Origin of the sequence: Bacillus norwichensis (assembly GCF_014836955.1) — a bacterium.
GTDB classification, from domain to species: Bacteria; Bacillota; Bacilli; order Bacillales; family Bacillaceae_C; genus Siminovitchia; species Siminovitchia norwichensis.
Genome location: NZ_JACSPV010000019.1, coordinates 14,701 through 37,467, shown reverse-complemented (window position 1 = coordinate 37,467; position 22,767 = coordinate 14,701). Strand labels below are relative to the sequence as shown.

The following is a 22,767-nucleotide window of genomic DNA, read 5'->3' as shown; positions in this document are numbered from 1 at the left end:
TTGATGATTTGATGTTGCTTGATGATGACGAGCTGCAACCACAAGAAAAAGAAGTTTATCTCAGTGAGATCTGGTAGAAGGCAGGTGAGAAAATGGCAAGCAGAGATATAGGTCAATTACGGACAAGGCTATCTTGGGAAGACGAGGGAGCCAACAAGTCCCTAGAAGGGTTTAGGCGAGATTTGAAGGGGCTGCGCTCTGAAATGAACCTTGCCCGTTCAAAGGGGCGCGAGTATGCACAGAGCATGAAAGGGATGCGGGAACAGTCTGATATTCTTTCCCGGCGCTTTAAGACCCAGCAAGAGCGGGTCCGCGAATTAAAGAAGCGTTATGACGAATCGGTAAAAGCTAAAGGCGAAGATGCGAACCAGACAAGAGATCTGGCGGCTCAATACAACAATGCTGTCTCTGAGATGAACCGAACAGAAGATCAGTTGAACCGTTTGAATAAAGCTATTCGGGAGCAATCTAGCCCTTGGACCCGACTTGGCGATAAAATGACCTCTACTGGTGAAAAAATGCAAGAAATCGGGAAGGGAATGACCGATTTTGGTAAGTCTTATTCCATGAAAGTTACTGCTCCGATCGTTGCAGCTGGAACGGCATTTTTCAAATCAGCTTCTGAATTTGAGACTGCTTTTGCAGGGGTCCGAAAAACTGTCGATGCTACAGAAGATCAATTCGCCGAACTTAAACAGGGTATTCGAGATATGGCCAAGGAATTGCCTGCCTCTGCCAACGAGATTGCTGGTGTCGCGGAAGTAGCTGGACAGCTCGGTATTAAGCGGAAAGATATTCTCAAATTTACTCGAGTAATGGTGGACCTTGGGGTAGCGACAAACATGTCTTCCGAAGAAGCTGCTACTGCATTAGCCCGTCTTGCAAATATCACGCAGATGCCTATGAAGAATATTGATAGGCTTGGGGCAACTGTCGTTGATTTAGGTAACAACCTTGCCACGACAGAATCTGAGATTGTTGACATGTCTTTGCGTTTAGCAGGTGCTGGATCACAGATCGGTCTTACCGAGGATCAAATTGTTGCATTTGCAGGGGCTTTGTCTTCAGTTGGTATTCAGGCGGAGATGGGTGGATCCGCATTTTCCCGAGTTATGATTGAAATTGCCAACGCTAGTGCTATGGGTGATAAAGCCGTTAAAGATTTCGCAGATGTTGCCGGTATGTCTGCAAAAGACTTCCAAAAAGCGTTTAAAGACGATGCAGCGTTGGCTGTTATTGCCTTTGTTGAAGGTCTTGACAGAATGAAGAAGGAAGGCGAGAACGTCTTTGGTGTCTTAGAAGATCTTGGCCTGTCTGAGATTCGTGTGAGGGATACTCTTTTAAGGGCAGCTGGTGCAGGAGATTTATTCCGGGAGTCACTTGAACTTGGTAGTAAAGCTTGGGAAGAAAATACGGCGCTCACAAACGAAGCTGCGGAAAGGTATAAAACCACCGAATCGCAGTTGAAAATTCTTTGGAACCGGGTAAAAGACGTTTCAATTACACTAGGAGAAGCTCTCATTCCTGCTGTTATGGACGCGATAGATGCGGCAGAACCTTTGATTAAGAAAATTGAATCCGGTGCGCAGAGCTTTTCTGAAATGGATAAGGAGCAACAAGCAACTGTATTAAGTTTGTTAGGCATAGTTAGTGCGATCGGTCCTGCATCTGTAGCTCTCGGAGGATTGACTAGCACAATCGGTGGAGTGCTAAAGGTTGGCGGTAATGTTTCAAAAATGTTCGGCAAGGTTGGAGGAGCCGGATTAATTGGCCGAATCGGGTTACTGAGTTCTGGACCAGGGATGCCAGTTGGACTTGCAATTGCTGGAGTAGGGGCATTAGGTTATGGAATTTATAAGCTTACTAAAAAGAGTCAAGACGCGAAAAAAGTTACAACAGAAGTGGCAGATTCGCTTCTGGAACAAGCAGATGCACTTGAGCCAAACATCGAAAAGTATGAGTCTCTACAACAAAAGAGTGGGCTTACGGCAGATGAATTTGGAAGGTTACTTGATATACAGTCGGAACTTAACAAAACACAAAATCCAGCATTAGTAGAACAATTACAAGAAGAATATAATAAATTAGCCGAAAAGAGTGGACTGTCAAACGAACAACTGGATGAAATGATTGAATTGAACAGCACGATTATCGAACAAGCTCCAACGGTTGAACAGAAATTCACTGATAAAGGTAATGCGATAATTGAATCTACTAAAGCTGTGCGAGAGTATATAGATTCTTTAAGAGAAATGGCTTTTGAAGAACTTAAAGAAGAACAAGTCAAAGCTTTGGAAAGAGAAAAAGAGCTTAGAAAAGAAAATAAGTTTTTAGCAAAAGAAGCCAGCAAAGTTGAAGCAGACATTAAAGAATTGATTGATAAGCGTGATATGTCCCTTGAAGAAGTAAATAAAAGGTTACAAGAAATACATGTTAATACAAAGCATGGGTTAAACTCTCATAAGGAAGTAATGGAGTTAAGAAGAGAAGAACAAATATTACTTGCCATAAAAAATGGAACTATAGCGGAAACCCTTGAAAAGTTACAGGGAGAACGCAAGGAGTTGAATAAAAAGCAGAAGTTAAACGAAGAAGAATTATCAAAGCTTGATCAAATCAATGCAAGAATGGCTGAGGTTCTGCTTGCAGAGGTAGATATTAATTTCGAAAAAGGTAAAGGGCTAAAAAAGCTAGATGAGAAAATAGAAAGCTTAAAAAATGAGCGCCAGGAGCTTATGACGAATGCTACCGAGGAGCAAAAACGCAATGGGCTTTATGATCAGCAGATTCAATTATTGGACGATTCTATATCAAAACATGAAGCAATCAAGAAAAAAATCCTGGAAGAAACAGGATACCAAGCTGAATTTAATATAAAACAAGAAGCCCTTCAAACGATATTAGGATTTAACGATGGTCTACTTAAGTCTTCCTTGAAAAGAATGCTAGAAATGGCAGCTGCACAGCAAGGTACAAATGCAGAAATAGACAAAGGTACTGGGAAGGCACAGGATTTGACCAATGAGCTAGGAAAAAATGTTCAAAAAGATGTGAATGTGAATACTAATCCATCGGTTGATGCTCTAAACCAAGCTCTAAGTAGCCCCGTCAGAAAAGCTATTAACCTTTCTGTATCAGCTGCAAAACTAGCGTTATCTCCATTTCAGTTATTAGGATATGCAGACGGAACACCATTAGGAGGCCATAAAGGTGGGGCGTTCCTTGCGGGTGAAGAAGGATTCGAGCTTGGCCGTCTTGGTAATAGATGGGAGTTACTCAATTTTGGTCTGTATGATCGTCCACGCGGTTATGAGGTATTCACTCATGATGAATCCAAAAAGATTCTTAGGGCTTTAAACAATCTGCCTGGGTATGCCGCAGGTGCTAGGGATCCGGGTGAAGCCAATCGAGTGGTCAATCAATTAAACAACCAGCAGGCTATGTCAGATGGCAATGCTACAGTCGTCAGGCTTTTAAAAGACATTGTACAAGGGATTAAAGACGGGAAGATCATCCAAATCGACGGGAACACTGTTACTAGAATTGTTAATGAAAATAACGCAGTTGATAATATAGGAAGGTATTTTTAGGAGGTGTCTACTTGTTTATTGTTTATGACGAAAACATGAACTTGAAGCCTTTCCCGTCTGGTGTGACACCTCTTGATATTTTTATATCCTCTATCCGAAAAAAGAGAGAAACTGAGGCTGTGGAAGGTAGACATGGGTATATTGATAAAGGACATACGCAAGAAACCAGGAATATTGAGTTGCTTTTTCGGCTACAAGCTCATAACACGCAAGATTATAGGCTATTAAGGGATGAAGTGTTTGCCTATTACAGTCAAGGTGATTTCTTTTATGTATCGGAGGAATATCAACCAGGTAAAAGGTATAAAGTGATTGCTGTTGAACCGTTCATACCAGAAAGGGTTAACCGGAAAGTAGCATCAGTTGGAATTCAATTAGAAATGGTTGATCTGCCGTTCGCCGAGTCCATTGGTACTACTCAGGACATACAACGAAATGGTATTAATGCAAATGATGGACTCTGGGGCTTTGGTATGGGGCTTGAATCTGTAGACGATACGTTGATTTACACGCATAATGCAATTGCCGGCAACACTTTCCGGATTTTTAATGCTGGTAACGTGCCTATCCATCCGTTTGAGCAGGACTTGAAAATAACGATTAGTAATGTGGTCGGCAGCACAGAGTTATTCCAATTGGTGAATTTGACTAATGGCAGCCGTTCAAGGATCGATGTACCACTCAAAAATACGGACAAAGTAATTTATGACGGACCAAACGTGACACGGAATAGTCTAGCGTTTTTAAGAGACACTCGGAAAAATTTTATTGAGTTGTCGCCAGGCTGGAACTTATTCCAAATCTACAACTGTAACAGTGCTACGATTGCATTCGATTTTCCTTTTTATTACCAATAGAGAAGATTGTGGGAGGGAGATAGCTACCTCTCTTTTTTGTATGTCAAAAGGAGCGAGAAAAATGGCAATAAAATTAATTAGCGTTTTATGGGATAGGGAAACTAGAAATAATATTAATGATAATTTTCGAGAGTTGTTTGATCTCGGCACAGAAATAGAAAGTGAAATTAAACAAAATTTATCAGATTATATACCGGCTGGGGCGATCACAACCGATAAAACCAGTTTTATCAGAGCAGGAAAAAATCTATTTAATCAACATGATACAGTCAGTGGCCGGGTTAGTGTGACCGGTGAAATCATCGACGATGGAGTTAATGTTACTGCAGATTATGAATTGATCAAACAGGGGCAAACATATATAACGAATAACCCGATCTATACGGCACAGTATGATAAAGATAAAAGTTTCATTAGATTTTTATACGTTGCTAAAGGAGATACGCTGAAAACGGAAAATAACGCAGTATATATCCGAATTTCAGTCAATCGGACGTTAGCCAGTGGATTACAGGTTGAAGAAGGTAATGCATTAACGCCTTATGAACCATATATGAAAACGCTGGTCGGAATTGACATTAAGGATGTAAGTGAAGCTAAAACAAGTGATGCAAAAGGTAAGCATTTTACAAACATTAAAGCACGTTTTGAGGAAATAGAAAGAGACGTTGCAGATATCCGCCCACCTGATAGTAATGTTGTTTCTGATGAAGTTGCAGAACAAGTCTTCATTGCCGAGATGAATAAAAAGGCAGCTCGATTAGGGTGTGATAACCCAAATTTTAAGAACTCAAGCGGGTTATCAGCTGCGGGCCAATTGACAAGCCCGAAGGATATGACATTGATTACTCGACATGCTGCAGGGATTGCGGAGTTAACCAAAGTTTGGGGAACTAAAAATTATGAGGTTGCCATTAAAGGATCCAGTGCACGAACTATTAATATTACTTCGTCAGTGCAAGATGCTGCATTTGAACAAAGCTATACGATTTTAGGTGGAAAAACTGGAACTTTAGGTGTGGTCCACAATTTATGTCTAGTCGTACAGCATAAGCAAAAAGGCCATGTATTAGCGGGTACAATATTAAAGGCAGACGGTGATCGATGGATCGCAATGAAACAGTTATTCGATGAAGCGATAAAAATTATAGAAAATAACGGAAGCGCAAGTCCTACCATTGACGCAGTAGGGGCTTGTGCTATTTTATTGCCTGCGAATCCTTTATTGCATACAGGGACGCCATTAAATGAGCTTTTTCTTAAAGGAAATACAGAGAGACAATCTCCTGCAAGTACGACGAAAATCTTAACAAGTTTGATTTTAATCGAAAGTGTTCCCGATTTAAACGAATCGTTCAGCTTTAAAGCCAGTGACAAGGTTGAAGATTCGCTTGTCTTTAATGAGGGTGATCGCATTACATTTAAAGATGCTTTGTACCTCATGATGTTGCATTCACATAATACAACAGCCAAAGCGGTTGCGCGCGCTGTAGGACAGCGGATTGTGAAAGCAAGAGGTTACGCGTAAAGGAGTGATGTTTTGTATCTGACCGACTTAAACAACCGGCATTATGTCACTCAAATGACTTATCAGATTGAGGAAGAATTAAACGGCAACAAAGTTTTATCTGCGGTCATTAAACCCACTAAACCCAATCTTGTATTTTTGGAAAACCTTGAAAAAATGTGGACGTTAGTAGACGATGACGAGAACTTTTACAAAGTCGCCTTTGTTAAAAAGCAAGGGGAAGGGAAACTGTTATCCGCAGAGATCAGAGCCATTCCATCATTTTACGATGACTTTGACAATGACCGGGTATATGAGGAATATAATCGATCGCTCACAGCGAAAGTTGCATTTGACATCATCTTTGCTGGCAGTGGCTATTTTTATCAAATGTCAGGCGACTATTATGCAATAGACTGGGAAGGGTTTGGTGGTGGATCCACGCGCTTAGAAATGTTCCAGGACGCTCTCAACCGGTACGGAGCAGAGTTCACCGTCATGGGACAAACTGTCTTCATAAAGAAGCTAATCGGTGAGGACTTAAACGTCATGTATCGTCACCGGCTCAATGCCTCAAATATCGTACAAGAGACTGACGCAACGAGCTTTTGGACATATGCCAAAGGATACGGTGATTACGAAGGTGACAAAGAAGCAGGAGATTGGAAAGATGCTAAACTTATTCGGGAATACACTTCTCCCATTGCAAATATCCCTGGTATTGGCAAGCGACATGCCCCGCCTATAAAGGATGGACGGGTTAAAATCGCCTCTGTGATGGATGCCAATTTAAAAAGGCTAGTGGATGAATCACTGAAAATCAGCGTGACCGCTGACATACACGATCTAACCAAGCAAAAATACCCTATCGCCCAGACAAATGTTGGTGACAGGGTATTTCTCATCGATGAACGCATTTTATTAAATGAAGAGGTTCGTGTCGTCAATAAATCAGTAGTTAGGGACTGGCGCGGAAATATACTTGATATTCGGTTGACGTTTGGATCACAGGATATTGTCAAACGGCATCAGGCGAGTCTTTCTAATGCGGCAAAGACAGTAAATGAGCTTTTCAACGGTAGAAAGAAACTGCCTTTAAATGCGTTAGCTAGCGAGGTTGCCAACGTAACCAAAGCCATTTTATCTGCCCAAACGGAACTTGATTTTACAAATGGCATCATTGCCCGGGATCCTTACAACCCTAACCTGGTCGTTATGCTTACAAGCGCCGGGCTAGGCGTGTCACAGGATGGTGGTAAGACATTCCGCAACGCTATTACTGGCCGAGGCATACTAGCAGAGCATATTCTTGCTGGGACGATAACAGCAGGTGGCAATAAGCGAATCGATATTTCTGATGGTTCAATTTGGTCTTATTTTGGAAATAAATTGACGATGAATTTTGGTCAATATTCATTAGATTTTTACCATACAGATGAGAGTCTGATCGGAAGTTTCGGACGGGGAACCATTCCCATGAGCAATGGATCAACCTATGCCCGGGGACTTAATTTGCTTGTTGCCAACTCATTTTTTGACATCATTCATTTACGGAATGATGTCCGTAATTTCGCATTCAGAACAGCAGCTTTTAATATAGACAACAACTATACAGCCGTTGCTGGTCCACAGGCATGGGCAGGTAAAAGTTTTTTGGGATTATACACGGATGCCGAGTTATGGAAAAATAATCGCCGTACAGACCAGGCTTGTATGGTTTTTGAGCAGACGCCGACAGAGCACAACACTCACCTGTTTTTTGGCGGCAGAAGTGAAACGGGCGCACGAAAGGCTGGAACATTTGGAGTCATCTATAATGATAGCGAAGACACAAGCCAATTGATCGCTCAGGCCCAGAAGGACAGATGGTGGGTAAGGCAACTGCAAGCAGGCGAAAAGGCATATGTATCGAGCACATCAAACTCCGCCAGATTTGGCGTTAGTGATAATACCTACATAACCATTAATGATAATGGTTATGTCTTTTTTGTTGTCAATGGCGTGGTAAAGCATACATTTAGTCCCGATTAGGGCTTTTATTTTGCTTAAATATTAAATAGAAGGGTGAGTTAGATGGACATGATACAATGGTTGTCGAGCTTCTTGGAAACAGATAATACTAAACTTATTTACATCCTAGCGCTCATTATGGGAGCGAACATTATTGATTTTACAGTGGGCTGGATTAACGCAAAGCTTAATCCAAAAATAAAATTTTCATCTAGCAAAGCAATTTTTGGGATCGCCCGGAAGTTGCTTTTATTTATTTTGCTCGTTTATTCGATTCCGGTCGCTTTGTTGATGCCAGAGCCACTCGGGATCAGTGCATTATATGTGCTCTACATTGGATATTTGGCAAGCGAAATCAACTCGGTACTTAATCATTTTAAACTGGCCGAGGATGATAAGACGATGGATCCGTTTATAGATTTCTTTAAAAAAATATTTAGCAAGGACAAGGAGTGACGCATAAGCGTTGCTCTTTTTTAATATTTATTAGGAGAGGTAAAACTAATATGGGAATTATTATGGACATATCACATCATCAGAAGTCAAGCGCTATAAACTGGGTGAAAGCCGCTAAAGAAGTGGACATGGTAATAATAAGAGTACAGTATGGGTCTAACCTCATTGACCGAGAATATAAAAATCACGTAGCCAATTGCAAAAAGCACGGCATTCCTTTTGGGCATTACGCGTACGGCATGTATGTATCTGTGAACGACGCAATTGTAGAAGCGAATGACTTTATCAAACGAGCCGATAAAGACGCCTTATTTTTGGCTTTGGATGTTGAAGGTGATACAGTCAAATCATGTGGTACTAAAAACCTTTCAAAGGCTTCACAAGCATTTATTGATACATTAAAAAACGCTGGGTACAAAACAGGTTATTATGTGTCTCATGAGTTGTATAAAAAATATGGACTGGACGAGGTAAAAGCAGACTTTCTTTGGTTGCCGCGTTACGGAAAAGATAACGGTAAGCCTCATTTAAAGCCGAACTATGCTTGTGATCTATGGCAGTATTCGCAGCATTGTAAAGTCAGTTGGTATAACGGAGGTCTAGATTTTAATTTAATAAATGGTAATAAGCCTTTAAGTTGGTTCATTGGGAAAACGACCGTATCTGTTAATAAACCCGCGGCCTCCAAGCCGACACCCAATAAAAAACCAGCTACTAATACTCACATCGTCAAGGCTGGGGACACGTTGTCTGCAATTGCTAAAAAATACAAGACGACTGTCGCCGAACTGGTCAAGATTAACGGTATTAAGGATCCTGACGTTATTCGTGTTGGGCAAACAATTAAACTGTCTGGATCTGCACCAGCGGCACCTGCTCAAAAGGCTGTTTACCATACAGTCAAGCACGGTGATACAGTGAGTGCCTTGGCTCTTAAAAATAAGGTAACGCAAGCTCAGATTAAAAGCTGGAACAACCTTAAAGACGTCAATAAGATTAATGTTGGCCAACGATTGAGGGTTAAATAATATGTTATAATTAACGTATTAGGGCATCGATTGCCTAAGAGGGCGACCTATCCAATTATGGACGGGGCGCTTTTTTGTTAAATAAAAACAGGCCCGGCGTTGACCGGGCTTTAGTGAATATTTTGAAACGCAATCCATTGAATTGAATCCTTCATTCATATATTTATTTCAATCCCTAACAGCAAGTCTACAGGGTTGTGACAATAGATACAACTCTATTTGTTGGCTCATTAACAACTAAGAATATATCTTTAAAAACACTAGCTAATAATCTTATTACATAATTTTTTTGTAAATCTTCATTGAACAATAATCCATTTGGCTCAACTCCAAATTCAGGTTGACAGATTGTCAGATATTCTATAAGCTCGTTTTCTTGGTTAAGTTCATCATATTCTAGTGTTTTCACTGAGCCTTTTTTTAATTGGAAAAAAATATTTTTTGTTCTATTTAATTCCCAGTATCCTAAATCTTTAAATTTATTATGAGGGCTTAAATATAGTTCTTTAACAAATCTACAAATGCTTAAATTTTGTTTTTGTTTTTCGAATTGTATCAATGATTCTTTGGTCGCGTTCATTAACTGAATAAATTTTAATTCATCATTGGAATAGAGGTACAGGGATTCTTCAAAATGGGTTGAATATTGTTGAATTCTATTAATCCCAAATTTTTGGGGATTACTTAATAACTCAGAAGAATCTCCAGGATATATATAGTACTTGGCTATTAGAAACTGTTCAGTACTTGACAAATCTCTATTCGCGAACAATCTGTTCTTCTTATTTTTTATAGTTTGCATATGATTGATTTCTGGTCTCTCTTGGGGTCTTGGAGAGGACATCTTGAAATAATCATCATTAGTTAATTGGATTGTCCAATTTTTCATTTATCCTTCAACCTCAACTATTTATTTTACTTTGAATTTCGCTGACCAAATAGATTTCACCGTTAAAGGCAATTCATGATAATAGCTTAACAAGTATCCTTCAACTCTAGCTTCATATGTACCTTTTATTGCATGTTTGGTTTCTACTTGTCGATATACTGCTCTTGCATGACTTAGATTTTTTAATGTCATTGATTTTGAACTTGCTAATGATCTGACACCATTTTTAACCGTATAATAGGATATTGTAATTTTCCCACCATAAACTGGATCTATGGGGAAAAGAGCTATATCACAAATTGATTTACCAGTATAGCCCTTACAAGAAAGTGTACCGCCACCAGCAGCTGCCATCGGAGTTATACTTTTTAAAGTAGAATTATTTTGTTGAAGTATTTCTATATTTCTAATTATGGACACATCATCTTGTTGAGGTTCTTCTTGTTCTTCAGTTTCAAAATCCGCAGTATTATCTTTTATTTCTTGTACATCTGTTTGCGGTGACAATTCCTGACCCACTGCGCTAACTTCATTGGCTAAGGCGTTTTGTGGCAACAAGAGCAATGCCAAAATTCCGATTAAAAAGTAATTTAAAAATATTTTTTTCATAATATCCTCCTTAGATTTTTAAGCCCCCATATATTAACTAATTGGACAAAATTTTACATTCTCCTCCTTTTTTTAAATTTTTCCTAAAATGTTAATTATTTTTATAACATTTACCATTCGCTCATAAACTCCCGATCAAAATAAAGCTTGTCCATTAAGTTATTGACAATGCCGTTAAAGTAACCAAATTTGTTATTCATTCGCACGCCTGCTTTAACCTTCATCACAAATTCTTTTATCGCTCTGATGCCGATAGTAAGCTCCTGGTCACTATTAAATGCTCTGTCGCCAGTGAAGAAATCTACAACACGGTTGCATTGCTTAATAACCTTCCAAAATTCTTGGATGGTTGATGCGTCTTTATAAAAATAGCTGACCAAAGAAGCGAAGCGCTCCGGTACCCAATGTGCAACAAAATTAGCATTAGCGGGACCGTCGTTACGTTTATTTAAAGAACTAGATTTAGAGCTTAAAGAAGAAGCTGTTTGATTTTCTGAAATTCCTTGCTGAACGTTGTCGTAATGCGGTTTTTCTCCACTCTTACGGTTGGACATTTGCGCCTGGACATCAAGGTCATAAGAAGGTAGAATCTGATAAATATTGGCTCCTTGCCCACCTTTAATAGGGCGTGTCGTCTTAGCTTTTTTAATAGCTTCCATTTCCGTTAGCGACTTAATCGCACGTTGAACAGTCTTAATAGACATACCAATCCCGTCAGCGATTGTTGCTAGTTTTAAATGGGCAGCACCAATAAACTTCACAGCATATTTGCTAATAAACCATAGGACTTTAAATTCAGTTGCCGTTGTTTTATCGCGGAATCCATTAACGTGATGATTTAATTCCTCTACGCTGTTAAATGTTGCATATTCGGCTAAATGCCCAAAGTGATAATTATTTTCCATCATACTGTCTCCTTTAAGGAAACAAAAAAGCAACGGCCTGTGTAAGCAAACCGTTGCTAAATAAACCCTATGATTGTAAAATGTTCATAAGGGTACAGCAAGTGTTTGCCTGGTACTGCAGGCGGACGGTGTAAGGGTGTGGGGACACCACTTACACACGCTGTGCTCTTTTGTTTTTATTTTTATAATTGGTAAATGACTTGGTAATTCTCGACTGCTGGGTCATACATTTCTAGTTCTTCCTCTAACCCTTGTTTGGTTATAAAATATCGCTTGAATGAGTGTCCGAAACTGTTAATGTGTTCGAGTACGAATTCGTCGTTTTCTTTGTATAAGAGTAGTTTTTTCATGTTCAGTCTCCTCGTTTTGTGGTAACATATTTGGTAACAAACCAATAAAACAGAACGCTTATTCTTGTATTTGACAATTAATCTAAACACTTAATATAAAGGTTTTTAGCTTAATATTAGACCGATGGGAAAACCGCCTAATTGATTCCCACCGTCTCCACCAAATACATAATTTGGTGGTTTTACTTTTTTAGGAGCATATTGCCATATTTTTAACAATAAAGGTGGCCTTCCGTTTCTGGAGTAGCCACTTTTTTCTATTGGAAATGGATGCTGGATTTAGGGTATTCTATACATGAAGTAATATTTGAGACTTTGGCAAGCGGGGGATAGACATGCAAAAAATGATGATTAACAGGATAGTTTCTTTTCTCAAGATCGTTTTCCCGCTGGCTTTGCTCGTTTTAGCTGGGTATGAGATTCAAAAATTTGCTAAAGGCTTGGATTATGGGTTACTTAGCCGAGAAATGTCCCAAATTCAATTTGTCGACATGGCTGTCACTCTATTGGTTGTGGCTGCCGCGATCATTCCCATGTTTTTTTATGATGCAATCATGGTCAAACTGTTAAGAGTTAACACGCCGAAAAAAAAGCTCGTGAAACAGTCATTGATTGCGAATACTTTTTCTAACTTAATCGGATTTGGCGGACTCATCGGGTTAATGATCAGAACCTATTTTTATCGGGATCATAAAATGGACAAGAGGACTCTGTTAACGACGATCGCTTCAGTATCATTGTTTTACCTGACTGGAGTTTCAGTCCTTTCATGGATAGTTCTTATAGGATATAGGGACATTCCGCTGCTTGTGAATACCAAGTGGCTTTATCTAGCTGTGATTGGAGTCGCGCTATACCTTCCAGTTCTGTTGTTTTTCGTTCATAAAAAACATAAGCATACGGAAATGGATATAAAAGTGCGTACTCAATTGGTTTTTGTTTCTCTTTGTGAGTGGGGAGCCATTTTTGTAGTTATCTGGTTTTTGGCTAGAACGCTTCATATACATATTAGCTTTCATGATTTGTTTCCCATTTTTATTGTGGCCAGCTGTGCCGGCATCGTAAGTATGATTCCGGGAGGTCTGGGTTCCTTCGACCTTGTTTTTATATGGGGAACTGATTATTTGGGGATACAGGACGAGAAAGTGATGGTCCTTTTAATGATGTATCGGATTGGGTACTTTTTTATACCTTTTATTATTGCAGGGATCTTGTTTCTTAAGGATTATTGGGACAGGTGGAATGTGGCCTGGAACAATGTTCCAAACAATGTTATTCAAACAATCAGTCACTTTACCCTAACTATATTGGTCTTTGTTTCTGGTTTGATCCTGCTTTTGTCCGCTTCAGTTCCCGGAATTCTAGAACGATTAAGAGCGGTTGAAGAGTTCTTATCGCTACCTATTATGAATGTGTCCCATCAGTTAACAGTGGCTGCCGGTTTTATTCTCCTTGGTCTGTCACGAGGAATCGAATACAAAGTGAAGTGGGCATATAAAATTACTTTAGCGGTATTGTTTGGTGCAGCTGTACTTTCCTTGTTTAAGGGACTAGATTATGAAGAAACAATCTTTCTTCTCGTGGTGATACTGCTATTAAGAATTTCAAAGAACCGCTTTTATCGGGAAAGCTATGTTTTGACATGGGGAAGAACTATTTTTGATATAGCTGTGATTCTTATCATCACATCGATCTATATTTTAGTCGGTTACTTCAGTTTACCGACAGCAAAGGTAAGTATGCCGACAAAGCTGATGCCTTACGTCATAACGGATTATCAAGACCTGTTTTTTAGCGCTGCGATCGGATTGTTGATTGCTTTGGCAGTTTTTGCTGCGGGATATTTACTAGGCAGATCCAGGAAAATGGTGATGGAAAAATCCGAATTCCAGGAAAAAGAGATTTTTGAACATGTCAAAAAGTTCAAAGGAAATGTCTTGACCCATTTGATTTATTTGCATGACAAATATATATTTTGGAACAGCAAAAAAACGGTACTATTCTCTTATCAACTCTATGCAGATAAACTGGTGATTCTCGGGGATCCGGTTGGAGAATACGTGGATTTTCCGGACGCAATTGAGGAGATTCAACGATTTTCAGACCTTTACGGCTATACACCTGTGTTTTATGAAGTGAGTATGGATATGCTGCCGTACCTTCACGAAAATGGATTTGACTTTTTTAAATTAGGAGAAGAAGGATTTGTCGGTTTGCAGGAATTCTCTCTATCAGGTAAAAAAATGAAGGGAGCCCGCGCTGTCTTCAACAAGGTGAAAAGAGAGGGGGGCGACTTTCAAATTATTAAACCGCCTTTCAGCCGGGCATTGTTTGATGATTTAAAAGAGACCTCAGATGAATGGCTTCAAGGCAGAAAGGAAAAAGGCTTTTCCTTAGGCTTTTTTGATGAGAGCTATCTGAATAAATCCGATATTGCTATTTTAAAGGATTCTGGTGGGCAAATTATTGGATTTGCAAGCTTAATGCCAGTCTATGATGGTGAAACGATCTCGGTTGATTTGATGCGATTCAAGGGTGGTTCATCTTCCGGAACAATGGATTTCATTTTTCTCTCACTATTTGAATGGGCAAAGCAGTCAGGGTATAAAAAATTTAATTTGGGCATGGCTCCTCTTTCGAATGTCGGTCTTTCCAAGTATTCATTTTTAGGTGAAAAGATCGCTGCCCAGATTTACCTTCATGGGCAATTTTTCTACCATTTTCAAGGGCTGAGAAAATTTAAAGAAAAATATGTAAATGCTTGGGAACCGAAGTATCTGGCATATAGAAAAAAATCATCTTTGCTGATCACGATGTTGCAAGCGGCGCTACTGATTGATAAAAAAGTGCAGCGATCCGAAAGGTAAATGGATGTAGAGCGGGCTTTTGCCCTTTCTTTACTGTTTCCGTTAGAAAATGCAAAGACAGTTAGCCGAACAGATTGTCCGGCCAATTATTTTTGTTTTTTTTAATGACATGAAAAAGCTTAGTTATAATTGTAAACAAAAAATGATATTTTTTTAATCAAATGTATTGATTCAATAAAAAAATCATGATAAAATATTAAATTTAACAAATTTACTTATTTGTGATATAATGAACAGGTAAGTAAATTTGGAGGTGGACAATTTGTTCCAAGTTGGTGATAAAGTTTTTTATCCGATGCACGGAGCAGGTATTGTGACAGCCATTGAGGAAAAAGAATTTCGGGGAGAGCTGGAAAAATATTGCTCAATTTCAATTCCAAGCAGTCAAATGAATGTAATGCTACCTATAAAAAAAGCATCAAAATCGGGTTTACGTTCGGTGATTGACCAGCGGGCGGCAAAGATGATGCTTGAGAATTATTATCACGCAGAGCATGAACCCCAACTCCCATGGAAACAAAGGTTTAGTTCGAACATGGAAAAAATAAAGACTGGGGCGTTTGAAGCGGGTCTTGAAGTGGTGAGTGATCTCGAATATCGGAGTAAGGAAAAACCGCTCAACACCAGCGAGAAACAAATGCTGAATAACGCGAAAAGATTGATTGCTAGTGAACTGTCTTTAATCAAAAATATAACTGAAAGCCAGGCAGAGGGCTTGTTGAAGCTGCCAAGTTAAGAACTTTTTCTCCATTTGTCAAAATGGAGGGAAGGTCTTTTTTTGTATGGATTCTACAATGAGGGTTGTTAGATAAAATTAATTATATGGAACAGGCGCTATTGAAACTCGTTATGTGATTGCAATATTGCGTCTTTCCAAATGGTTTATAATTATTTAAAGAAGGTAAAGCTGGATGTAATGTATTACCGTTCTTTTGAAAAATACGCGTTAAAATGGTAGACTCGAATATAATCGGAACTTTCGAATTATTTATGAAGGGAGAGCTGGATTTTGGCATCGGAATATAAAGTAACCATTGATGGTGAGCGGATACAGGTTAAAGGGTCAGGTACTGTAATGGAAATGTTGAAAGCGCTTAATATACCTATTCCAGATGTTTGCTTCCACCCAAGCCTTGGTGCAATTGAAACGTGTAACACCTGTATTGTGAAGGTAAATGGTAATTTGGTTCGTTCCTGTTCCACGGAAATAAAAAGCGGTGATGTAGTAGAAACGGGAACGAAGGAAACTAAAGATGCACAAGTCATTGCAATGGATCAAATTTTGCATAATCACGAGTTGTATTGTACCGTCTGCGATTACAATAATGGCACTTGTGAGGTACATAACACTGTAAAAGATATGAAAATCAATCACCAAAGCATCCCCTTTGAGCCTAAGCCTTACGAGGTGGACAACTCACACCCTTTTTATAGGTATGATCCTGATCAATGTATTCTTTGCGGCCGCTGTGTGGAAGCATGCCAAAATGTCCAGGTGACTGAAACATTATCGATTGACTGGGAACGGGAACATCCGCGTGTCATTTGGGACAATGATATTCCAATCAATGAATCATCCTGTGTCTCGTGTGGACACTGCTCAACGGTCTGTCCCTGCAATGCTATGATGGAAAAAGGAATGGTCGGAGAAGCGGGGTATTTGACCGGATTAAAGCGAGAAACTCTGCGCCCAATGATTGAATTGACAAAGGACATAGAAACGGGCTATGGTTCTATTCTCGCTATTTCAGATATGGAATCCGCCATGAGGGAAGAGCGGATCAAAAAGACGAAAACAGTTTGTACGTATTGTGGGGTTGGCTGCAGCTTTGATATTTGGACAAAAGGCAGGAAGATCTTAAAAGTGGAACCGAATGTTAATGCCCCGGCTAATGGAATTTCCACATGTGTTAAAGGAAAGTTCGGTTGGGATTTTGTGAACAGTGAAGAACGTCTAACCAAACCCCTTATCCGTGAAGGAGAAGCTTTTCGTGAAGCGGAATGGGATGAAGCACTGGACTTGATCGCGGAAAAAATGACGTCTATCAAAAAAGAATCAGGCGCCCATTCATTGGCTTTTATCAGCTCCTCCAAATGTACGAATGAAGAGTCCTATTTAATGCAGAAGCTTGCTAGAGGAGTCATTGGAACGAATAATATCGACAATTGCTCGCGCTATTGCCAGTCGCCCGCCACAATGGGGTTGTTCCGCACAGTGGGCTATGGCGGAGACTCTGGGTCCATTAAAGATATCGAACAAGCAGGTATGGTGCTGATTATTGGTTCAAACACAGCAGAATCACACCCTGTGCTTGCGACCAGGGTCAAACGCTCGCATAAGCTCAAGGGGCAAAAGCTTGTTGTCTCAGATTTAAGAGAACACGAGATGGCCCAGAGGGCCGACAAGTTTATTAAACCCAAACCATCTTCAGATCTTGTCTGGTTATCGGCCGTTACGAAATATATCATTGATCAAGGCTGGGCTGATAAAAATTTTATCAATGAAAAAGTAAACGGTTATGATGAATACTATAGAAGTCTGGAAGAATATACATTGGAATATGCGGAACAAGTGACAGAGATTTCCAAAGATGATTTAGTCCAAATTGCAGAAATGATCCATGAATCCGACAGTCTTGCGGTTCTTTGGGCCATGGGAGTTACGCAGCAGATAGGTGGAAGTGACACAAGTACAGCGATTTCCAATCTGCTGCTTATCACAGGAAATTACGGGCGGCCGGGAGCTGGTTCTTATCCGCTGCGTGGCCACAATAATGTGCAGGGAGCAAGCGATTTCGGCAGTATGCCGGATAGGTTTCCAGCTTATGAAAAAGTGGCTGATCCTAAAGTGCGTGCCAAATATTCTAAGGCTTGGGGGACAGAGATTCCCGAGCACCCGGGCTTAAACAATCATGAAATGGTGGACGCGATGCATGCCGGAACATTAAGGGCTCTATATTTAAAGGGAGAAGAAATGGCTTTGGTCGACTCCAACATTAACTACGTCCGAGCCGGGTTTGAAAAACTTGATTTCTTCGTTGTTCAGGATATATTCTTTTCAAAAACGGCTGAATACGCCGATGTTATTTTGCCAGCCTCTCCAAGTCTGGAGAAAGAAGGGACTTTCACAAACACTGAACGGCGTTTCCAACGGCTGTATCAGGCATTTGAACCACTTGGAGATTCAAAGCCTGACTGGCAAATCATCATGGCAATCGCCAATAAGCTTGGGGCAGATTGGAAATACGAGCATCCAAGTGAAATCATGGAAGAAACGGCAAAGCTAGCGCCTTTATTTGCTGGTGTAAGATACGAATTACTGGAAGGATATAATACGCTCCAATGGCCTGTAAAAGAGGATGGCACAGATACCCCGCTTCTTTTCACAGACGGTTTTCCATTCCCGGATAAAAAAGCAAAGCTTTTTCCAGTCAAATGGACAACGCCGCTTGAATATGAGGATGAATACGACATCCATTTGAATAATGGACGTTTGCTGGAGCATTTCCATGAAGGAAATCTCACATACCGTTCCAAGGGGATTTCATCAAAGACACCAAGTGTTTTCTTGGAGGTCTCTTCCGAGCTTGCAAAAGAAAGAGGGGTTGCAAGTGGAACACTTGTCAGGCTTATATCTCCATATGGACAGGCAGTTGTCAAATGTCATGTGACGGACCGCGTAAAACGAAAGGAAGTATATCTGCCAATGAATGATGCCGGAAATGCGGCCATCAACCTATTAACCAGCAGCTTCGCAGATAAGGATACGGATACCCCAGCCTATAAAGATATCATGGTGAAAATGGAAATAGTCGAGAAGAAGGGAGAAGACCCTCTACCAAGAATCAATCACCGTTTTGGAAATCCCAATCCTCAAAAAGGGGTGGAGGTTGAGAGGAAATGGGCTAGAGATGATTATAATTTCCCTGGTCATTTTGTGAAAGGGAAGGGGCTGGAGAAAAATGGCTGAGCCGTTAAAAAATATCCAATTTAAGCAGGTTGACGAGGAAACCCAAAAAAAGAAGGATTTTTTGGAAATTGAAGAAGCTCTTTTGACCAATAAAGACTCCATAATGGAAGTCATCGAAGTCATTGGTTACTTGAAACAACGAGGGATTCTGGACATAGCCAAAGGGGTACTTGGACAAGGGGACAAAGTTCTCGATATTGCAGTCAATTTAGCCAACATGCCTGAAAATAAGAATTCTATCAAAAATCTCCTTTTGCTTATCGGAACTATTGGCATGATTAACGTCACCCAACTTGAACCAATTTTATTAAAAATAAATGCAGGAATCGCCAGGGTTGCGGAAATAGAAGAGAAAGAAGCAGAAAAAACAGGCTATCTTGGTATAGCACGAGCATTACGTGACCCTGAAATCAATCGGTCGATCACCCTGCTTTTGGAATTCCTAAGGGGCATGGGGACAGATGTCAGCCATTTAGAAAAAAACGAACCAGCCCCAGCAGATCCATCCATGAACACAGGAGGGACGCAGGAACCTAAAAAGGAAACGAGCCGCGGGTAAAGTAGCCCTCGGCTTTTTTTGAGTAAAACTTATTTCGGAAAATTCAAGGGAAGTTTTACTTTGTCCAGCTACGACGTACAGGAAGTACTAGTGCAAGCGAAGCGACAGGACGTCGCGATTTGAGCCTGCCGACGTACAGGAAGTACTAGTGCAAGCGAAGCGACAGGACGTCGCGATTTGAGCCTGCCGACGTACAGGAAGTACTAGTGCAAGCGAAGCGACAGGACATCGCGATTTGAGCCTGCCGACGTACAGGAAGTACTAGTGCAAGCGAAGCGACAGGACGTCGCGACTTGAGCCTGCCAACGTACAGGAAGTACTAGTGCAAGCTAGGCGACAGGACGTCGTTACTTGAGCCGGCCGAGTGCTATTAGCACAGGGATCAAGTCATGGCTAAGAGACTGTCTCCTCGCAATCTTTGTGCTTGTCCTAAGGCTTCGCGACCTTTCGCATTCCTATTTAGGCAAGACTAAGTGGGGAAGGATACTAAACAAATGTGGGTGTAGATGCTGAAATACAACGAAAAAATCAAGTCCGAAAAAAGCGGTACTGCCCAGAAACTCGAAATATGACCCGGTTTACTAGGAATATTGTCCTATTCGTAAAAATAAAACTGGGAAGCTAATTCGCTATTGGAAGCTGCGCACTTTGATCTAATTAATTGCCGCATCAATTTGCTGTTCTATTAATAGAAGTTTTCACAAGGAAGTTCTAAATATGATCGAGTAAGTCTCTATAGTACTGTCTTAATTTTTCTTTTAAAATAGTAGGTTCGATAATACGTATGGATTTTCCAAATCCTGCAAGGTATTTGATGATGAAGTCAACTTCGTTTGGCTCATACCAACCAATAATAAATGTACTTTCTGTTTTATGGACTAGCTTCATTGAAGGATAATGTTCTTGTTGAAAGTGTTCTATCCCGGTTTGAGTGACCGTACATTTCAATTGAAGCGCTTGTTCGGATGGTTTCCAAAGTGAATGAGCATTTTGCATGTTCATTTCATTTAAATTCTCTAAAGGGGGGATATCCGTTAATTCAGCGGACATGATGCGGTCGCAACGGAAAACACGGTAAGCTTTTTTATCAATATCATAAGATTGACAATACCAATAGCCTTTCATTGAATAAATAGAGAGCGGCTGAATGTGACGAGTGCTCTTTTGATGAGCTTTTTGATACTCTATTTTTAAAACACTATTTTTCACAGCTGCCATTAATAACATTTCTAAATGCGCACTATCCTTGATTTGCTCAGTATGCCGAAAAGATATTCTATTTTGCATTCTTTCTATTTCTTGTCTTTGGCTTTCCGATAATTCGCTTATAAATTTTGCATGTATGGAATGAAAAGATACTTGAAACGGCAAATTTGAAAAGCTTCGAAGGGCTTGCATTGCAAAATAAAGTGCGTAGATTTCTTGGCTACTAAAAGAAATGGGAGGAAGCGGCATTTGATGAAGCAGGCGATATCCTCCATAGCGGCCATACTCTGCATAAATTGGCGCTCCTAATTCCTCTAATGAAGCGACGTCTCTTAATGCTGTTCTTTTTGAAATTTGAAATTCCTGCATTAAATCTTGAAGGGTAAAATGTTGTTGCCGATTAATGAAGCGCAGCATTTGATTGAGACGCTCTGATTTTTTCATAAAAACACCCCTTAAAGGTGCCTTAAATTGTCACCTTTATTCACTATACTTGTAAGTGTAATTAAAATTAGTGAGGGAGGCAATAAAATGAATGTTGAAGTAATCCCATTTTTATCTTTGAATGGCAATGCAGCTGAAGCTATTACATTTTATGAAAAATATTTAGGAGCTAAAGTTCTTTTTAAGAAAAACTACAAAGACATGAAGGAAATGAATCCTCGTTTTAGTTATGAGGAGGGGCAAGATGAATATATAACACACTCTGTTTTGGAAATAGGTGCGAATAAACTAATGATGGCGGAAGAAGAAATGGATACTTCGCGCCCCTGGCAATTAGGCAATAGCTCATCATTGTGTATACAATCTAAAGATAAGAATGTTATTCAAAATCTATATGAATCTCTCGCTCAGCATGAGAAAGTGACTGTTTTAACACCATTTAAAGAAAATGTATTTAGCCCCGGGTATGCGATTATTCGCGATCCGTTTGGAATCGTTATCCAGCTTTGTGTCACCGTCCATGATTTTTAAACGATAAATGTGAAAACCGGCTCTGCTCATGAACAGAACCGGTTTTTTTGGTTTTACCCTATTGAGGACTCGTTACTTTAATCCCCCTTAGGATCAAGCGCATCCCTTAGACCGTCTCCTACAAAATTAAAACACAAGACTGTAATCAAAATCATCAATCCGGGAAATGCCGCATACCAAGGGGCTTTAAGTAAAACCGTGAAGTTTTGAGCATCCTCAAGCATATTTCCCCAGCTTGGAGTAGGAGGTTGGACGCCCAGGCCCAAATAGCTTAAGGCAGCTTCCGATAATATGACTGTGCCTACTAACAATGTGGCCGTGACAACAATGGGTCCCATTGCATTAGGTAAAATATGACTGAATATAATTTTTACTGGACTTGTCCCAATGGTTCTGGAGGCGAGGACAAACTCTCTTGTCCGCAAGCTTAAAAATTCTCCGCGTACCATTCTAGCGGTGGTGGTCCATGAGGTAATAGCAAAAATAAGAATCAGTTTGTCTACGCTTGGCTGAAAAATCGTTACAATCGTGATCAGCAGGAATATCGTAGGAATGGAGATGATGACATCGACAAATCTCATTAAGACAGAATCAATCATTCCACCGTAATAACCGGCAATGGCACCAATCGTCGTTCCAATCAATAAAGCTCCTGCTACAGATCCAAAGCCTACAAGCAAAGAGATTCTGCCACCAAATAATAACCTTGTAAAAATATCTCTTCCAAAACGGTCGGTTCCAAGCCAGTTTTCCGAGCTTGGTGGAGCCAGTTTATTCGCTAAGTCGGTGGTTCCCGGATTGTATGGAGCTATCAATGGGGCAAGAATAGCAGAAAGAATGATGATTGCCAAAACGATCGCCCCAAATACGGCCAATTTATTTCTTGTAAATTTCCGGAAGAATATTTTTGTAAGAGTTTCCGGCTTTTCTTTTATTTCGGGGTTCATATTTAGGTTGTTCATTGTCGGATCATAGTTTGTTTGTGCCAT

At 40.1% G+C, this 22,767-nt stretch carries 17 protein-coding genes; 11 read left to right on the top strand and 6 right to left on the bottom strand.

Translation table 11 applies throughout. The annotated features are described in order from the left end of the window. Nucleotides 1-92 precede the first annotated feature (92 nt). From H9631_RS12080 to H9631_RS12055, 6 genes are all read left to right on the top strand, one after another. Entirely contained in the window at nt 93-3,590 is a 3,498-nt protein-coding gene (locus H9631_RS12080) for a phage tail tape measure protein (protein WP_225221007.1), read from the top strand. Nucleotides 3,591-3,601: 11 nt separating this feature from the next. Beyond that, nucleotides 3,602-4,447 (top strand): phage tail domain-containing protein, encoded by an 846-nt coding sequence (locus H9631_RS12075; protein WP_191813102.1) that lies wholly within the window; start codon nt 3,602-3,604, stop codon nt 4,445-4,447. A gap of 61 nt (nt 4,448-4,508) precedes the next feature. Then, a complete protein-coding gene (locus H9631_RS12070) occupies nt 4,509-5,975 on the top strand; it encodes a serine hydrolase (protein ID WP_191813100.1) in 1,467 nt (488 codons plus the stop codon). 12 nt (nt 5,976-5,987) lie between these two features. Then, on the top strand, nt 5,988-7,985 hold the full coding sequence (locus H9631_RS12065) for a phage tail protein (protein WP_191813098.1): 1,998 nt from the start codon (nt 5,988-5,990) through the stop codon (nt 7,983-7,985). A gap of 42 nt (nt 7,986-8,027) precedes the next feature. Continuing rightward, nucleotides 8,028-8,420 carry a phage holin family protein gene (locus H9631_RS12060; RefSeq protein ID WP_191813096.1) on the top strand — a complete coding sequence of 131 codons (393 nt, stop codon included), beginning with the start codon at nt 8,028-8,030 and terminating at the stop codon, nt 8,418-8,420. Nucleotides 8,421-8,470: 50 nt separating this feature from the next. Beyond that, the gene (locus H9631_RS12055) at nt 8,471-9,448 is read left to right on the top strand and encodes a LysM peptidoglycan-binding domain-containing protein (RefSeq protein ID WP_191813094.1); all 978 of its coding nucleotides are present in this window, start codon (nt 8,471-8,473) and stop codon (nt 9,446-9,448) included. Nucleotides 9,449-9,635: 187 nt separating this feature from the next. On the opposite strand, the gene H9631_RS12050 is transcribed toward H9631_RS12055, so the two are convergent. The 4 genes from H9631_RS12050 to H9631_RS12035 all read right to left on the bottom strand — a co-directional run bounded on the left by H9631_RS12050 (nt 9,636) and on the right by H9631_RS12035 (nt 12,201). Further along, entirely contained in the window at nt 9,636-10,337 is a 702-nt protein-coding gene (locus H9631_RS12050; RefSeq protein ID WP_191813092.1) for a hypothetical protein, read from the bottom strand. Nucleotides 10,338-10,358: 21 nt separating this feature from the next. Further along, entirely contained in the window at nt 10,359-10,946 is a 588-nt protein-coding gene (locus tag H9631_RS12045) for a hypothetical protein (protein WP_191813090.1), read from the bottom strand. A 110-nt stretch (nt 10,947-11,056) separates the two neighbouring features. Beyond that, entirely contained in the window at nt 11,057-11,851 is a 795-nt protein-coding gene (locus tag H9631_RS12040) for a helix-turn-helix domain-containing protein (RefSeq protein WP_225221006.1), read from the bottom strand. Nucleotides 11,852-12,033: 182 nt separating this feature from the next. Further along, complete coding sequence (locus H9631_RS12035) at nt 12,034-12,201, bottom strand: hypothetical protein (RefSeq protein ID WP_191813086.1); 168 nt, start codon at nt 12,199-12,201, stop codon at nt 12,034-12,036. Between the two features lie 335 nt (nt 12,202-12,536). Between H9631_RS12035 and mprF the strand changes: the two genes are divergently transcribed. The 4 genes from mprF to H9631_RS12015 all read left to right on the top strand — a co-directional run bounded on the left by mprF (nt 12,537) and on the right by H9631_RS12015 (nt 19,597). Beyond that, nucleotides 12,537-15,068, top strand: coding sequence for a bifunctional lysylphosphatidylglycerol flippase/synthetase MprF (gene mprF, locus H9631_RS12030; protein WP_191813084.1), 2,532 nt, complete (start codon nt 12,537-12,539; stop codon nt 15,066-15,068). Nucleotides 15,069-15,315: 247 nt separating this feature from the next. Continuing rightward, entirely contained in the window at nt 15,316-15,804 is a 489-nt protein-coding gene (locus H9631_RS12025; RefSeq protein ID WP_404801738.1) for a CarD family transcriptional regulator, read from the top strand. Nucleotides 15,805-16,077: 273 nt separating this feature from the next. Then, nucleotides 16,078-19,038, top strand: coding sequence for a formate dehydrogenase subunit alpha (gene fdhF, locus H9631_RS12020; protein WP_191813080.1), 2,961 nt, complete (start codon nt 16,078-16,080; stop codon nt 19,036-19,038). Beyond that, entirely contained in the window at nt 19,031-19,597 is a 567-nt protein-coding gene (locus tag H9631_RS12015) for a DUF1641 domain-containing protein (protein WP_191813078.1), read from the top strand. The genes fdhF and H9631_RS12015 overlap by 8 nt, the downstream gene beginning before the upstream one ends. Before the next feature lie 711 nt (nt 19,598-20,308). Here the strand turns inward: H9631_RS12015 and H9631_RS12010 are convergent. Continuing rightward, on the bottom strand, nt 20,309-21,247 hold the full coding sequence (locus H9631_RS12010) for a helix-turn-helix transcriptional regulator (RefSeq protein ID WP_191813076.1): 939 nt from the start codon (nt 21,245-21,247) through the stop codon (nt 20,309-20,311). A gap of 87 nt (nt 21,248-21,334) precedes the next feature. On the opposite strand from H9631_RS12010, the gene H9631_RS12005 reads away from it, so the two are divergent. Next, nucleotides 21,335-21,778: a VOC family protein gene (locus H9631_RS12005; RefSeq protein ID WP_191813074.1), complete on the top strand. Its 444-nt coding sequence runs from the start codon at nt 21,335-21,337 to the stop codon at nt 21,776-21,778. Between the two features lie 77 nt (nt 21,779-21,855). Here the strand turns inward: H9631_RS12005 and opp4C are convergent, their stop codons facing one another. Beyond that, nucleotides 21,856-22,767, bottom strand: a complete 912-nt coding sequence (gene opp4C / locus H9631_RS12000) for an oligopeptide ABC transporter permease (RefSeq protein ID WP_191813072.1) — start codon at nt 22,765-22,767, stop codon at nt 21,856-21,858.